The sequence below is a fragment of the Rhodobacterales bacterium HKCCA1288 genome (assembly GCA_015693905.1).
GTDB lineage: Bacteria > Pseudomonadota > Alphaproteobacteria > Rhodobacterales > Rhodobacteraceae > M30B80.
The window spans coordinates 2,598,300-2,613,568 of record CP065161.1; the positions used below are offsets into that span (position 1 = coordinate 2,598,300).

Here is a 15,269-nt window from a genome sequence, read left to right on the forward strand (position 1 = left end):
AATGTTTAAGGGAGGAATTACATGACCGCTAAGTTTACCAGCACTGCACTTGCAGCACTTATGGTTGCAAGCGCAGCCCCCGCTTTCGCGGATGAAATTACGTTTTTGTGCTATCAAGACGGCAATGAATGCGATGTGATCGGCGAAATGCTGCCCGAATTCACCGCTGCCACAGGCCATACTGTTAACATGGAAACCGTTGCCTATGACGTGATCCGTGATCAGTTGGAAAACCAGTTGCAAACGGATGCGGCCCCTGATGTCGCGCGCGTGACCAATTTGGGCGGCTTGAACCAGTATTACCTTGATCTCGCGCCCTATGTCGATCGTGGCGCATGGGAAGCCGCCTATGGCGCGACCCTGCCGTGGTTCCGCGCACCAGGTGCGGGGGATGATGGGATTTACGGGTGGATGACCCAGCTGACTGTGACAGGCCCCTATGTCAACGTCTCGCTCTTTGAAGATGCAGGCGTGGATATGCCAGGGGATGGCGCAACATGGGACGATTGGGCAACGGCCTTGGCCGAAGTTCAGGCCGTAACAGGCGTGACTGCAGGCTTGGCAATGGATCGCACGGCGCATCGTATGGCGGGCCCTGCGTTTTCCTATGGCGCGCGCTTCTTTGATGATGCGGGCAACCCGATCCTCGTGGATGAAGGGTTCCGTGACTTTGCAGAAACATTTGTGGGTTGGCACGCCTCAGGCCTGATGCCTGCCGAAGGTTGGCCTGCGGGTGAGGGCACGCAATACCGCAACGCTGCACCGCTGTTCCAATCGGGCGAAGCTGTGATGCACATGTCGGGCTCGTGGATGATCAATTCCTACTCGGAAAACATCACCGATTTCGAATGGCGCGCGGTTCCAGCGCCATGTGGCGTAGGTGGCTGTGGCGCAATGCCAGGGGGTGCCGCGATCACGGCGTTCAAATCGACCGATGCACCTGAAGCAGCTGCGGCCTTTATCGATTTCCTCGCCTCTGAGGAAAATGCAGCCCGCTTTGCATCTGCAACCCGCAACATCACCGCGCATCAGGGCCTTCAGGCTTCGGGTGTTGATTATGGTGATGCATCCCCCGCGGTTGCGGCTGCGCTGTCTGTCTTTGCGGCAAATGCTGGCAAGGCAGCAGAAACGACACCACAGGCTTACACCTTCCAAGGTTACGCCAAGAATTTCGTAATCTATGGTGTTGTGCCTGACTACCTGACCAAAGCGATCACAGGCGAAATGAGCCTTGATGATGCTTTGGCCGCGATTGATGCGGATGTTGCCGCACAAATTGCCCAGTAAGTGAACCAAAGGACGACCCTGCAATGATTGACGCCTTCATCGCCGCATTTGCAGGGTCACCTTGGCCGCTCTATCTGGCCCTCTACTTGGCCGTGGGGTGGGTGTTGATCCGCCCCACTGGCCCAATTACGGGGCAATTGGCCTCGATTATGGGATGGCCGATTGAGATGACACAGCGCCTCGCAGGCGCGACTGGTCTGCCCTATTTGTTCCTTTTGCCCAATATGTTGGTCTTTGGCCTGTTCACCTTTGCCCCGATGTTTATCAATTTGGGGTTCGCGGTGACCGAAGGCCAATCCATTCTCTTTGATGAGCGTGCCTTTGCAGGTCTTGATAACCTGCGCCGTCTTGTGGCCGAAACACAGATTGACACCGGCGCCGCCAATCTTGAGGACGACAAATTTTTCTCGGCCGTCTACGACACGGCGATCTTCGTGATTTTCCAAGTGCCCGTTATGATCCTTGTTGCGCTGTTATCTGCGCTTGCGCTGAACCGCCAAATCATCGCGCGCGGCTTTTGGCGGGCGGTGTTTTTCTACCCTGTGATGTTGTCGCCCGTGGTGGTCGGCTTTTTGTGGAGTTTGATCCTCAAGCGTCAAGGCGTGTTGAGCCAAAGCCTGATCATGTGGGGCTGGATTGAGGAGCCGATCCAATGGCTGACCGATCCGTCATGGACGATGTTTTGGTCTGTCTTTGTCTACACTTGGGCGCATCTTGGCTTCTATATGCTGATCCTGCTTGCAGGGCTGCAGGCAATCCCGCGCGATGTGTACGAGGCCGCTGAAATGGATGGCACATCCGCCTTTCGGCAATTGACCCGCATCACCATCCCGCTGCTTGCGCCGACCCTGTTGGTGGTCACGGTTCTGTCGCTGATCAAAGCCTTTCAAGCATTTGAGGAACTCTATGCCATGTCGGTGCGGTGGTCTTCGCTTGTAGCCTATATTTTTGAAACATCAGGTCTGCGGGGGCAGGCCACAGCCAATGGTCTGGGGGTTGCGGCGATGGCATCGCTGATTGTGGCTGCGGTTTTGATTATGCTGTCGTTGTTGCAGGTTTGGCTCTCATCGCGGGGGGCGCGGCAATGAGTGGGGCATGGGCATTTCTGACCCGCAAGGCAGGCGGGCCACGTGCGAATTGGTTGGATTACCTCACCTATGCCTATCTCTTGCTTGGCGTGATTGTGATCCTCGTGCCTGTGCTGTGGCTGGGGCTGAATTCGTTGAAATCTTCGGCGCAGTTGGAACGCCAAGACCTATCGCTTTTGCCTGCCCGTTATAAACAGGTGGCGCGCGCCACAGTCACAGGGCCAGAGGGTAAGCGCATTTTCTACATCAGTGATCTGCCCTATTGGGTTTTGGATTGGTCGGATCTGCCCGATACGCAAAAGGCACGACACGATTTATCCGCCTTCTTGGCAGGGTATGAGGGGGATGCGCATTATGCCTTGCGGGCGCATTTGGGCCTTTTGCCTGAGATGACGCGTGACTTGGTTGCACGGGAAAACCTGCCTGATTGGATTTTGCGCTACGTGTCCATGTCGGCGCAGGCACGCAGTGAATATGATGTTGCGGCCATCATCGCGGGGCTTGGCCCCGAAGATCAGCGACTTCTGTCGGAATTTTTATCGCTTGATCCTTACGAGCCATCTGCCATTTCCGTTCAGATTTTGGCCCGCGCCCCTGATCCAGTTACAGGCATTGAGACACTGTTTGGGGTGTCGCGCATCAACCCCACGCGCGACACAACGCCCGCGCGCTATGTTGATAACCGCAGCGCGGAGGTGGTTCAGCTTGCCACGGCCACCATTCGCACAGAGCGCAGCTTTGCCCCCAGTTGGGAAAACTACACCGATCCCCTTTTGGGGCGTGCCTTTGGCGTAAACGTGAATTTTGCGACCTGCTTTACCAATTCGGTTTTGGTCACGGCCATAGCCACGGCTCTGACCTTGCTCATCAATTCGATGGCGGCCTTTGCGTTGGCGAAATATAAATTCCGTGGCCAAGTTTTGTTCTTTGTGATCATCTTGGCCACGCTGATGGTGCCCCCCACCATTACGCTTGTGGGCTTGTTCAAGGCAATCAATGCCACGGGCCTGTCAGGGTCGATCTGGGGCGTTATCATTCCAGGGGCGGCCACCCCAACGGGGGTGTTTTTGCTTCGCCAATATATGCTGTCGATCCCCGATGAGTTGATCGAGGCAGCGCGCATGGATGCGGCGAGCGAATGGAAGGTCTATTGGCGTATCATTTTGCCTTTGGCCTTGCCCGCGATTGCGGCCTTGGCGATCCTATCGGTGATCTGGCGTTGGAATGATCTGATCTTGCCGATGGTGGCCATCGCGACCACCAAAGAGGCCTATACAATTCAACTTTGCCTGCTTGAATTCCGTGGCGAGCATCTCAGCCAAGAGCATTTCCGCCTCGCTATGACCATGGTCAGCCTCGTGCCTGCGACCTTGGTCTTTGTGTTCTTGCAGAAATACATCACCACGGGCATTGCCAATACGGGATTGAAATAGTGAGTGACCTACAGCTGAAATCAGTGATCAAGCGCTACGGCTCGGTCGAAGTGATCCATGGCATTGATCTTGAGATCAAGTCAGGCGAGTTTTGCGTCTTTGTTGGCCCATCTGGCTGCGGAAAATCCACGCTGCTGCGGATGATTTCGGGGCTTGAGGGGATCACGGGCGGGGATGTCGTGATCGATGGGGCCGTGGTCAACCATGTGCCCGCGGCACAGCGTGAATTGGCGATGGTGTTTCAATCCTATGCGCTTTACCCGCATATGTCGGTGCGCGGAAACCTGTCTTTCGGGCTTGAGAACCTCAAAATGCCGAAAGCCGAAATTTCCCGCCGCGTGGAGGAGGCCGCGCGTATGCTCCGCATTGAGGCGTATCTGAACCGCCGTCCTGGTCAATTGTCAGGCGGTCAGCGTCAGCGGGTTGCCATTGGCCGCGCGGTTGTGCGCGAGCCAAAGATTTTCCTTTTTGACGAGCCGCTGTCCAATCTTGACGCTGAGCTGCGCGTGACGATGCGCCGCGAGATTGGCAACCTCCATCGCCGCCTTGGGAACACGATGATCTATGTGACCCATGATCAGGTCGAGGCGATGACAATGGCCGATAAAATCGCGGTTTTGCGCGATGGCAGGCTGGAACAATTCGGAACCCCATTAGAACTGTTCAACAATCCAGATAATCGCTTTGTTGCGGGCTTTATTGGGTCGCCTGCGATGAATTTCCTGAAGGGCGAAATCGCCGAAGGTGGGGTGGCTTTGGCCGCTGGGGGGCACATTCCCCTTGGGCCGCGCAGCGGTGTCGGTCAAGGCGATGCAATCGAATTGGGCATCCGCCCACGTGACATTAGCATTGCCAAAACAGGCGGCGTGAAGGGCGAAGTAACCGAAGTCGAACAATTGGGCAGCGAAAGCTATATCTTCGTCACCCTGCCGTCAGAGGAGCCGCTGGTGATCCACCAAGCGGGTCAGACTGATATCGCCATTGGCCAAACAGTTGCCGTCAAACTTGCCCCTGAGGCCGTTCACATCTTCCGTGCCGATACAGGGCGCGTGTGTCGGTGACCCTGCGCAACGCTGACATCCTCTCTGGCCTTCAGCGCATTGGGCCAGGGTTGCTGATGGCGCTTTTGGTGGCGATGGCTGCGCAATTCCTGTCGGATCATTACGGCGCGCCTGTGATGCTGATGGCGATTTTGCTCGGCATCCCATTTCATTTCCTCTCGCAAGAGCCGCGTATGGCCGCAGGCATTCAATTTGCAGGCCGCACCGTTCTGCGCATTGGGGTGGCGCTGCTTGGCCTTCGCATCAGCGCGCAATTGTTGGAAGGCATTGGCGTGGCCGAAGCGATCATGCTGGCGATGGCGGTCGTCACCACGATTGGCGCGGGAATTTGGCTGGCCCCGCGGTTTGGCAGATCGGGCTATTTTGGGTTTCTCGCGGGTGGCTCTGTTGCCATTTGTGGCGCCTCTGCGGCGCTTGCCATTTCAGCGTTACTGCCAAAACGGCATGTGGCCGAAGATGATGTCACCTTTACTGTGGTGGGGGTAACGGTTCTCTCAAGTGTCGCGATGATCATCTATCCGATGATCGTCACCTCGCTTGGTCTGTCGACCCATATGGCAGGGATATTCTTAGGCGGCACCATTCACGATGTGGCCCAAGTTGTGGGGGCGGGCTATTCCATCTCGGATGAGACGGGGGATCTTTCCACCTTGGTCAAATTGTTTCGCGTGATGATGTTGGCCCCCGTGATTTTGGTGGCGTCTATGATCCTGCGCAAAGCTCATCTTGAGGCGGGCGAGGGCGGGAACGCCCCGCCACTCATCCCTGCGTTCGTGGCGGGGTTCATCGCATTGGCCGTTCTGGGCACGATGCAGCTTGTGCCGCCGATGATCACAGAGGGCGTTAACCTTGTCTCGCGAAGCTGCCTTGTGGTGGCCGTTGCTGCCGTTGGGATGAAAACCTCGTTGCAGGCATTTGCATCAGTTGGGCGCAGCGCCTTGGCGTTGTTGATCACCCTAACGCTGCTAATTGCAGCTTTGGTTGCCATTGGCCTCGCGGTCTTGGCCTAGGCCTGACGTGCTGTCAGATTCCGATTCTCAGATCCGAGAGAGTGTCTGTGCATCTTGCGCGGTGCCCCCAACAGATTGTGACAAAAATCGCGCCACTGCGCCCGATGCGCGCCAATTGTTTCCAGTTTTGGGGCTTTGCCCAAGTTTTTTATAAATATTTTCAAATAATTGGCGGGTATGTCTTAAGTTCTGCGCAATTTTTAGAAATTTTTTAATTGTGGCGGGTGTTTCTACAATCCTGTCCCATCTTGGCCAAATTCCCCCCCTAAACCTGTGACCATTACGAGCATTCCTTGCATCAGCAAGGCTAAAACAGGACTGGGAACAATGTCGAAAACCGATATTTCAAAGCTAAGCGAGATTGCGGGCTTTATTGGGGCCTGCCTTGTCGACAGCGAGACAGGAATGATGTTGGCCGCCGTTGGCGGTGGCGCGAAATTTGACCTAGAGGCGGCAGGCGCTGCCAATACCGAGGTGGTGCGGGCAAAATTGGCCGCAATGGAGCAGATCGGTCTGAATGATCAGATCGAAGATATGCTCATCACCTTGGGCACCCAATACCATCTCATCCGCCCGCTCAAGGATAGCCCAAGTGTCTTTCTATATGTGGCCTTGGAAAAGAAATCGGCAAATCTGGGTATGGCGCGTCTCAATGTGAAGGCGGTGGAAAGTGGTTTGGCCATCTAAGGCCTATGGTGGGCGCATCTGACAGATGCGCCACGCATTTTGGTTTCGCAATGGTAGAGATGAAGACGGGTTTAGGTGATGGAGCGCGATAGCACCCCAAGATTGGATCGAACGGCCTTTCAGGCGCTGCAAGCCCAATGGGACTTGATCAGCCAGTTTGACTCTGTGTTCCATTCGATTCTAGAGCCAGATGTTGAATTCGTGCGCGACACGATCGACCGCTGCCTTGAGAAAATCGCGGCTTTCGAGCCAAATGTGAGCATTATCGGTCAGGTTAAGGCGGGTAAATCCACGCTTCTAAACGCGATGGTGGGCAAGCCCGATTTTCTACCTGTGGATGTGAATCCATGGACATCGGTGATCACGGGGCTGCATTTTAACTGCCGCCGCCGCCCGCCGCAAACCCGCGCGCTGTTCCGCTTTTTTGATCAATATGAATGGGATCGTCTCATTGAGACGGGCGGAAAACTGGGCGAGATGGCCAATCGCGCAGGATATGCGCAAGAGGCCGAAGATGTGCGTCTTCAGGTGCTTGAGATGCGCGCTGCAACAGAAGCGCGGCTTGGGGGCGCGTTTCAACGTCTGCTCGGTCAAAGCCACGCTTTCGCCGAATTTGATCAAGATATGATCAATCGCTACATCTGCTATGGCGATCCCGATGATCTGGGCGATGGCGGACAGGATGGATTTTACGCCGATATCACCAAATCGGCGGATCTTTATATCGAAGATCCAAATTTCCCGACCAATCTTTGCTTTCGCGACACGCCGGGGGTCAATGACACTTTCATGATGCGTGAACAAACCACGCTGAACGCGATTGGTGAAAGCCGCGCTTGTATCGTGGTTCTGTCGGCACATCAGGCCCTCAGCACAATGGATATGGCCCTGTTGCGGATCATCTGCGCGATTGATGCACGTGAGGTCGTCATTTTTGTAAACCGCATGGATGAATTGGCCGACCCATTGGCCGAAGAGACAAAAATACGCGCAAGCATCACCAAGACCCTTGAGCGTTTCGGACTTGGGACAGGGATCGAGATCCTGTTTGGGTCGGGATATTGGGCCCAAGCCGCGCGTTCGGCGCAGCCGCAAAATATGTTACCTGCTGCCCAGAAATCGCTGCGGGCTTGGGCCGATGCTGCGGGACGTAGTATCACAAATGAGGCCGATTTGCGCCGCGTGGCCTATGAGGCAAGCGGTCTGCATCAGTTGTTATCCGCCGTGGCGGGGCGTATTGCAGATGGCCCTGGCGCAAGGATGGTTGAGGAATTGCGCGCCGAGGCGCGCAATATCGTCTCGATGATGGAGACTGTGCAAACCATTGGTGCAAAATCGGGCGCGGATCATGATGTTGCCGCGATCAAGCAGCGCCTTGACCGCATCAGGGATACAGCACTCAGTCGCCATCAGCAAAACTTAGAACAGACCCGCGAAGACCTCGAAGCGCGCCTGCGCCGCGCGCAAGAGGCCTTTGTCGAAAGCGCGCTTTCTGCCTTGTCCTCTCATGTTGCGATTTACGGCGAAGCTGAAACATGGACGCATGAGCCAATGAGCCTGCGGATGTCGATGCGATCGGCCTATTTATCAGCATGCAAAAGCCTTGATCGCAAGGCGCAAGCCCTACTGGTCGAGGGGGCCGCGGCAGTGCAGGACATTTTGGATGTCGATCTGGCCGTGGTCGGTGTGGATTTGCCCGATGATCAGGTCTTTTTTCCCATCATTCGCCCGCCTTCCAGCTTGTCTGCCACGCTTTCGCTTGATCTCAGTCAAGCCTGGTGGCAGCGGTTTTGGAAATTTGGCGCGGCCGCACGATTGCGCAAGAAATATGCGGATGTGATTTTGGCCGAAACAGACCCGCTGATTGAGCAGGTTTTAACGCAGCATTTTGATCAGCGCGCGGCAGAAGTGTTGGAGGTGATCCAAGATTATCTCAATGATCGTGCGCGCTATATCACTGCGATTTTGGATCAAAAAACGCCTGCAACCAAGCAGACGAGGGATGTGGCATGATGCAAGAAACACGCAAACCGCGCCTTCTAGTGGCGGGTGAATTTAGCGCAGGCAAAACCCAATTGATCAACGGGTTGCTTGGGGTTGATTTGCTGCCTGCAAACGTGACCTCAACCTCTTTGCCGCCCATTTGGCTAAGTGCCGATCACGCGGCCGATCTTGTTATCGGCGCAGATGGGACAAGGCAGCCGCTTGGCGATTTGAGCCATGTCCCTGTCGAGGGGACGTTATGCTGTCAGATGCGCTATGCAGCCCCCATTCTGGACTATGTGGATTTAATTGATACGCCCGGAAATTCTGATCCAAATATTGATGCGGCCTCATGGATGCGAATGCTAGATGCGGCCGATATGGTGATCTGGTGCACCAATGCGGTGCAAGCATGGCGTCAATCCGAAAAGGCGGTCTGGCAACATATGCCCGCGCGTTTGCGCGCTAACGCCACCTTGGTGGTCACCCATGCAGATAGATTGCAGGATAGCAAAACGGCAGATCGCCTGATGCGCCGCGTCTTGCGCGAGGCTGAGGGGTTCTTTGACCATCACATTCTTGCCTCTTTGATGGTTGAAAGTGATTTGGATTTTATCGCCAATCATGTGGTCAACCAATCTGAAACCATCGCGCGCACGGGCAGCGAGCTTACGATCCGCGCAGCAGCCCATCCTTCAGTGGCACCAAGCGCGGCAGCGGCACCGCGCCGCGTGATGGTGCGTGCTGTGCGCCAGTTGCGCACCGCCCCCCCTGAGCCCGCGGGCGACCCAGCGACCAATGTGGTGCCGCTGTTTGAGGGCAGTTCCCCAAAAACGCGGGCCGAAGAAATTTGGGCTGAGTTGGTCAAAAGCAGCCCCCCCGTATCGCCAGAGGACTGGCAAGCGATGATGTCAAAATATATGCGCGCCGTGGATGCGGAGCTTGGGCCAATGGCCGATGGCACCCCGCCGCGTCATCTGAGCATCACATAATCGGGGGTGGGTATGGAAATTGCGCCACTTCAACGCCAAGAAATCGATCTGTTGGATCGCATGCTGGCCCATTTATGTGATGGGGTAGGGCGTGAGAACCGTGGCAATTTGATTGCATTGCGTGATCAACTGGCGGCATGGGCCGCGCGTATCTCTGTCATCGGTCAGGTTAAAGCGGGCAAATCCACCTTTCTCAATGCGTTTTTGCATGAGCGTGATTTTCTGCCTTCGGATGTGAACCCGTGGACATCGGTGGTCACAAATATTCGGATCAATATTCCTCATGACCCGCGTGTTGGCGCCATGTTTGAGTTTTTTTCCGAGGCTGACTGGGATGAAATTATCAATGGCACATCAGAGCTGCGCGATTTGACCGAACGGCTGTTGCCCGGATTTGATTCAGCCGTGCTGCGCCGCCAAGCCGAGGAGATGCGCGCACGCGCGCAGAGGCGCTTGGGTAAATATTACCCCATGCTTTTGGGGCAATCGCACAGCTATGAATTTCTCAACGCTGATTTGATGAAACGCTATGTCTGTGCAGGCCAAGAAGAGGACACAGGCGATGCGCAAGGGCGCTACGCATTGATCACCAAAGTGGCCAATGCCTATATGCGCCGTCCTGAATTCAAAGTGCCTGTGATCCTGACGGATACGCCAGGTGTGAATGATCCTTTTTTGGTGCGCGATGAATTCACCTGCCGCAGCCTGGATCAATCGGATATTTTCATCGTGGTGCTATCTGCGCACCAACCCTTGACCTCGGTGGATCTGGCTTTGATCCGTTTGCTTGGGCAACAACGCACCAAAGAGGTATTGATTTTTATCAATCGCATGGATGAGTTGGACGATTATGCAACCGAAGTGCCACGCGTCATCGAAGATGTCTCGACACGGCTGCGGATCGCGGTGCCCGAGATTAAATTTACGATTTTGGCAGGCAGCGCCTTTATGGCCGAGATGGCCACGCGCAATGATGCTGAGGCCGCCGAGATCCGCGCGGCCCTCGATACGCCTCAATTGCACGCCTATGTGCGGCATATTGCGGGCTATGTCCCCCAGGACCAGATTGATCGCTTATTGATCGCTTCTGGCCTCGATACGGTCAAAGAGGCCTTGTCGGAAATCATCGACAGCGGTATTGGCGCGCACGGGTTGTCGCGCATTTGCGAAGATACACGGGCCGAGATTGCCACGCTTGGCTATGCCATGAAACGCGAGCGAGAGTCGGTCGCCCACCAATTGCACGGGTTACAACGCAGCAATGCAGACAGTGTGGTGCGCAGCCTCGAAGTAGAGATCACCCAATTAAGCGCGGTTGAGCGTGACGTGATGGGTTTGATCGAAGCGACAGATGGGGTTTTGACAGGGCATCTTGATCAGTCATGGGCCAGCTTCGAGGCGGATTTGGGTCAGGCCATCCAATTGTTTTTACAAGAACAATATCGCGCTTTGAATGATCAGATTTTGCGCGAAACTGTTGCTGACAAAACATTCGGGGGGTTGCGGGTTGACCTTACGCATTTGCATCAAGCCTTTGAGAAATGTTTTGCGCAGCATTTTGAAAAATCGCGCGCCGGCATCGATCTGGTGTTGGAGAAATGCCTGCAGGCCTGCAAGCAGATCATCAGCAGCGCGCTTGATGATGTGATCTCGGGCGTGGGCCTTGATGATTTGCCGCATGACCATTTCACCTCGGCGGTTACCTTCTCCAAAAAGGAATTATTGGTGCCATTGGTCAGTGACCGCGGCTGGGCCTTTTGGCGTCAGGGCACAATCAACGCCGAGAAATCACGCGCGGCATTTTACACGATTTTCACCGCGGAACTTCGACCTGTTGTTCAGAAGATGGTGCGGGTTTTCAACGAGGCACAGGTGGAACGTGCGAGCAGTGGCACGGATCGCATCCGTGCGCTGAGCCGTATGGTTGAGGTGGCTGTGGCCGAGCGGCAGCGCCGTCTGCGCCGCGACCGCCGTCAAATTGATGCCCTTGGCCATGATCACGGCCAAGCCGCAATTTTGTACGACCGTTTGCAAAGTCAAATGGAAATTTTGGAACGCCGTTTGCAGATCCTATCGGTGGCGCAATCGGCCTTGTCACGAGTGAACTTGTCCCATGCAGCCTAATTATCTTATCGAACCCAATAACGTCACCCAATTCCCGAAAAACCCAAATGTCACATCCGCATTGCGTGTTGTGATTTTGGGCGAGGGAAAGGCAGGAAAATCTGCGCTGATCAACGCGGTGGCGCGCGGGGTTGTCATAACGCAGCCTTCTGAGGGAGAGGGGCCTGTAACCCTGCGCCACGGCGTGGCACGCGCCGCGCATGACATCAGCCATGACTTGGCGCATTTGCAAGATATTGAGTTTACGGAAATTGCCTGCGACCATGAGCGCCCGTTAACCCCGCCCGAACAAGATATGATTGCGGGTGCCGATCTGATCATTTGGGTCACCATCGCATCGCAGGCGTGGCGCTTGAGCGAACAGGTGATCTGCGACCGCCTGCGCGAGAGTGTAAGCTGCCCGATGATTTTGGCGGTAAGCCGCGCAGATAAATTGCGCAGTCAAACCGATATTGAGAAAATCGCAGGCCGTTTGCATCGGGATACGGGTGGAAGATTTGAGGATATTGTCTTTATTTCGGCCAGCCCCGCCGCGATTGAGGCCAGTGCGACAGATGCCCATGCGTGGAAGGCCACGGCGGGCCAGAAGCTGCATGGTTTGCTGATGCGCGCCACCAAGGTAAAGCTGCGCGAAGCCCCGCGTGCGCGCCCCGTTTCCACATGGATTGATGATCTGACCCAGAAGCTAGAGCGCGTTTCTGCACGGCTTCAGCGTTTGGTTGTGACAGGGGTGATCTTGCATGAAACAGGTCAGGTCATTTCGCCTCAACAAGGCCACCCTGATTTGATGAAGCTGTCTCAAATGTGCGGTCTGTGGTCTGAGGCCCAAGCCCGTCTGGCCGAACGTCAAGGGGCGGAGCGATCGGATATTTTGTCAGAGGTGAGCATGGAAGGCTATTACCTCATTCACCATACTGACCGCCACCGCCGGCGCACTGTGTTCTTGTTTTGCGGGGCGGATTTGCAGACCCGTATTTTGGCGCGCACCTTGTTCATGCCGATCTCAAAGGCGGCATGATCAGCCAATATCTTCGCGCGCGACCGATAGGGTTTTAAGGATGGCATAGACCGCCCGCCCTTCGTTCAGGCTCAATAGATGGGCCGAGCGGCGGGTCACACGGGCCAAGATCCGCCCCAATTTCGTGTCGACTGCGACCAAAACGGCGGGGCCATCGCCGCTGCGCATACTGTGAATTGTGCCTTCGATGACGTTGAGCGCCGATAGGCCTTGTGGTTTTTGGGTGGCCAAAATCACTTCATGTGCGGCAATACGCAGTTGTAATTTTCGCCCCAAATCGCCGCTCAAACGCGGCACAAAAAGTGCCACATCGGCGTTACGTAATTCGCTGACCCCATCCGCGTGATGCGCCGTCAGCGTGGCCTCAATAACGGCCCCCGCTTCGCGTGACCCTGCAGGCAGGCTATGGGGGTCAGAAAAGACCTCGCTTGGGCGCCCTTGCGCCTGTATCCGCCCCGCCTCAATCATGATCACTTCTGTCGCTAATCGCGCAACCTCGGTGGGGGCGTGACTGACATAAAGAATGGGAATGTCCATTTCATCGCGCAGACGTTCAAAATAGGGCAGGATTTCTTGTTTGCGCGCCTCATCAAGGGCTGCCAGTGGCTCATCCGCCAAAAGGATACGGGGGGCTGCCAACAACGCGCGCCCGATTGCCACGCGTTGCTTCTCGCCGCCTGATAGCATCGCAGGTCGCCGCTGCAGCAACGGCCCGATCCCCAACATCTCGACAATATCCGCGAAATTCGGGGCAGGGCGCGCGCCGCGATAGCGCATCCCATAACGAAGATTTTGCGCAACGCTTAGATGCGGAAAGAGGCGCGCCTCTTGAAAAATATAGCCCGCTTGGCGCTCATGCGCGGCAAGGTTTATCCCGCGCGCAGCGTCAAACAGATCCATATCCCCCACGCGGATATAGCCGTCATCAGGCGTGATAAGACCCGCGACTGCATTGATCACGGTGGTTTTGCCCGCGCCCGAGCGACCAAAAAGGGCGGTGATCCCGCGGGCGGCTTGGAAGTTGAGATCAAGTGAAAACGCACCGATCTGGTGACGAAGCCTCAGATCAAGCATCACGTCCCCCGATACGTTTGGACAAAGCCCGCGCCAGAATTTCTGACAAAACGAGGGCAAGAATAGCGATAAAGATCGACACGGCCACTAAGATCAGCGCGCCCTGTTCCCCGTCTGGTTGCTGCAAAAATGTGTAAATCGCCGAAGGGATTGTGCGGGTTTGATTTGGAATATTCGAAACGAAGGTGATGGTGGCGCCAAATTCCCCCATCGCCTTTGCAAACCCCAAAATCGCGCCAGCCAGAACCCCTGGCAGGCTCAGAGGCAAGGTGAGGGTGGCAAAGACCGCCCAAGGCGGCGCGCCTAGGCTGCGGGCTGCATCCTCTAGTTTGGGGTCAACCGCCTCAAGGGATAGGCGCATCGCACGCACCATCAGCGGAAAGGCCATGACCGCCGCGGCAAGGGCTGCCCCCGTCCAATGAAAGGCAAAGCCCAGACCTAGTGCAGCCAAGGCCTGCCCCACGGGGGCCTGCGCGCCAAAGACCAAAAGCAGCACATATCCCGTCACCACAGGCGGCAAGATCAGGGGCAGATGAACCGCTGCATTCAAGATTTGCTTTCCAAAAAAGTTACAGCGCGCCAACAGATAGGCAACCCAAAGTGCAAAAGGCAGGCTGGCCAAAGTGGCCCAAAAACTGACCTTGAGGGACAGCGCGATTGCGGCCCATTCTGCGGGGCCGAGAAGATCACTCATTTCTCAGCCTCCGCCAGTGTCTCAAATCCATTTGCCGTGAAAATCATCGCCGCGTCACGCCCGCGCAGATAGGCGAGAAAAGCCGCGGCCGCAGGTTTCATCTCCGCGCCAAGCGCGGCAACAGGGTAGCGGATTGGGTCGTGACTGTCTGCGGGGAAGGTGCCAATGATATGCACCTGCGTGCTGATCATAGCATCGCTGCGATAGACCACCCCAAGGGGGGTTGCCCCCGCTGCAACTTGGGCAAGGGCGCTGCGCACATTGTCGAATTGCGCGACCCGATCCGCGACTGTGTCCCAAAGGTCGAGATGGGTGAGTGCGGCGTGGCCATAAATCCCCGCAGGCACGGCATCAACAAGGGCCATGGCCAGATAACCGCCGTCCAGTAAATCGGTCAAATTGATCTCTGGCGTGATAATCTGACCCGATTGATCCAGACCTTCCCCATGCGCCACAAGAACCAGTTGATTGCCCAAGAGATCAAACCGAGCATCGGGCGCAATCAATCCCGCTTGGGCGATGCGATCCATCCAGTCGGTATTGGCTGAAATAAAAATATCGGCAGGCGCGCCCTGTTCAATCTGACGGGCCAGTGTTGAGGATCCTGCATAAACCATGCTGACCTCAGTATCGCTTGCGGCCTCAAATTTCTGTTCGATTTCATCTAGGGCTGTCGCAAGGCTAGAGGCCGCGAACACCAATATCTCTTCAGCCCGTGTCAAAGTCGGGCTAAGGCACAGCATCAGGGCTAAAAATATAGGACGGATAGGGGCGTTCATAGGGGCAGAGTTTCCGCGACCAATGCCGCTTGTGCAAGG

General features: G+C 55.9%; 13 protein-coding genes. 10 read left to right on the plus strand and 3 right to left on the minus strand.

Annotation, left to right across the window (positions count from 1 at the left end; translation table 11 throughout):
* The first annotated feature begins 60 nt into the window (after positions 1-60).
* The 10 genes from I3V23_12795 to I3V23_12840 all read left to right on the plus strand — a co-directional run bounded on the left by I3V23_12795 (position 61) and on the right by I3V23_12840 (position 12,683).
* Positions 61-1,287 (plus strand): extracellular solute-binding protein, encoded by a 1,227-nt coding sequence (locus tag I3V23_12795; GenBank protein ID QPI86838.1) that lies wholly within the window; start codon positions 61-63, stop codon positions 1,285-1,287.
* A 23-nt stretch (positions 1,288-1,310) separates the two neighbouring features.
* Positions 1,311-2,375 carry a sugar ABC transporter permease gene (locus I3V23_12800; protein ID QPI85397.1) on the plus strand — a complete coding sequence of 355 codons (1,065 nt, stop codon included), beginning with the start codon at positions 1,311-1,313 and terminating at the stop codon, positions 2,373-2,375.
* Complete coding sequence (locus tag I3V23_12805) at positions 2,372-3,808, plus strand: carbohydrate ABC transporter permease (protein QPI85398.1); 1,437 nt, start codon at positions 2,372-2,374, stop codon at positions 3,806-3,808. Before I3V23_12800 ends, I3V23_12805 begins: the two co-directional genes overlap by 4 nt.
* Positions 3,808-4,869, plus strand: a complete 1,062-nt coding sequence (ugpC, locus tag I3V23_12810) for a sn-glycerol-3-phosphate ABC transporter ATP-binding protein UgpC (protein QPI85399.1) — start codon at positions 3,808-3,810, stop codon at positions 4,867-4,869. The genes I3V23_12805 and ugpC overlap by 1 nt, the downstream gene beginning before the upstream one ends.
* A 56-nt stretch (positions 4,870-4,925) precedes the next feature.
* Positions 4,926-5,879 (plus strand): putative sulfate exporter family transporter, encoded by a 954-nt coding sequence (locus tag I3V23_12815; GenBank protein QPI86839.1) that lies wholly within the window; start codon positions 4,926-4,928, stop codon positions 5,877-5,879.
* A gap of 327 nt (positions 5,880-6,206) precedes the next feature.
* Positions 6,207-6,566 (plus strand): roadblock/LC7 domain-containing protein, encoded by a 360-nt coding sequence (locus tag I3V23_12820; protein ID QPI85400.1) that lies wholly within the window; start codon positions 6,207-6,209, stop codon positions 6,564-6,566.
* Positions 6,567-6,644: 78 nt separating this feature from the next.
* Positions 6,645-8,579 (plus strand): dynamin family protein, encoded by a 1,935-nt coding sequence (locus tag I3V23_12825; GenBank protein ID QPI85401.1) that lies wholly within the window; start codon positions 6,645-6,647, stop codon positions 8,577-8,579.
* Positions 8,576-9,541 carry a hypothetical protein gene (locus tag I3V23_12830; protein ID QPI85402.1) on the plus strand — a complete coding sequence of 322 codons (966 nt, stop codon included), beginning with the start codon at positions 8,576-8,578 and terminating at the stop codon, positions 9,539-9,541. Before I3V23_12825 ends, I3V23_12830 begins: the two co-directional genes overlap by 4 nt.
* A gap of 12 nt (positions 9,542-9,553) precedes the next feature.
* Positions 9,554-11,665, plus strand: a complete 2,112-nt coding sequence (locus tag I3V23_12835; GenBank protein QPI85403.1) for a dynamin family protein — start codon at positions 9,554-9,556, stop codon at positions 11,663-11,665.
* Positions 11,655-12,683: a hypothetical protein gene (locus tag I3V23_12840; protein ID QPI85404.1), complete on the plus strand. Its 1,029-nt coding sequence runs from the start codon at positions 11,655-11,657 to the stop codon at positions 12,681-12,683. Before I3V23_12835 ends, I3V23_12840 begins: the two co-directional genes overlap by 11 nt.
* Here I3V23_12840 and modC read toward each other — a convergent pair whose 3' ends face one another.
* From modC to modA, 3 genes are read right to left on the minus strand one after another with little or no spacing between them, the layout of a single operon-like run.
* A complete protein-coding gene (modC, locus tag I3V23_12845; protein QPI85405.1) occupies positions 12,684-13,757 on the minus strand; it encodes a molybdenum ABC transporter ATP-binding protein in 1,074 nt (357 codons plus the stop codon).
* A complete protein-coding gene (gene modB / locus I3V23_12850) occupies positions 13,750-14,451 on the minus strand; it encodes a molybdate ABC transporter permease subunit (protein QPI85406.1) in 702 nt (233 codons plus the stop codon). The genes modC and modB overlap by 8 nt, the downstream gene beginning before the upstream one ends.
* Positions 14,448-15,230, minus strand: coding sequence for a molybdate ABC transporter substrate-binding protein (gene modA / locus I3V23_12855; GenBank protein ID QPI85407.1), 783 nt, complete (start codon positions 15,228-15,230; stop codon positions 14,448-14,450). The genes modB and modA overlap by 4 nt, the downstream gene beginning before the upstream one ends.
* Between the last annotated feature and the right edge of the window lie 39 nt (positions 15,231-15,269).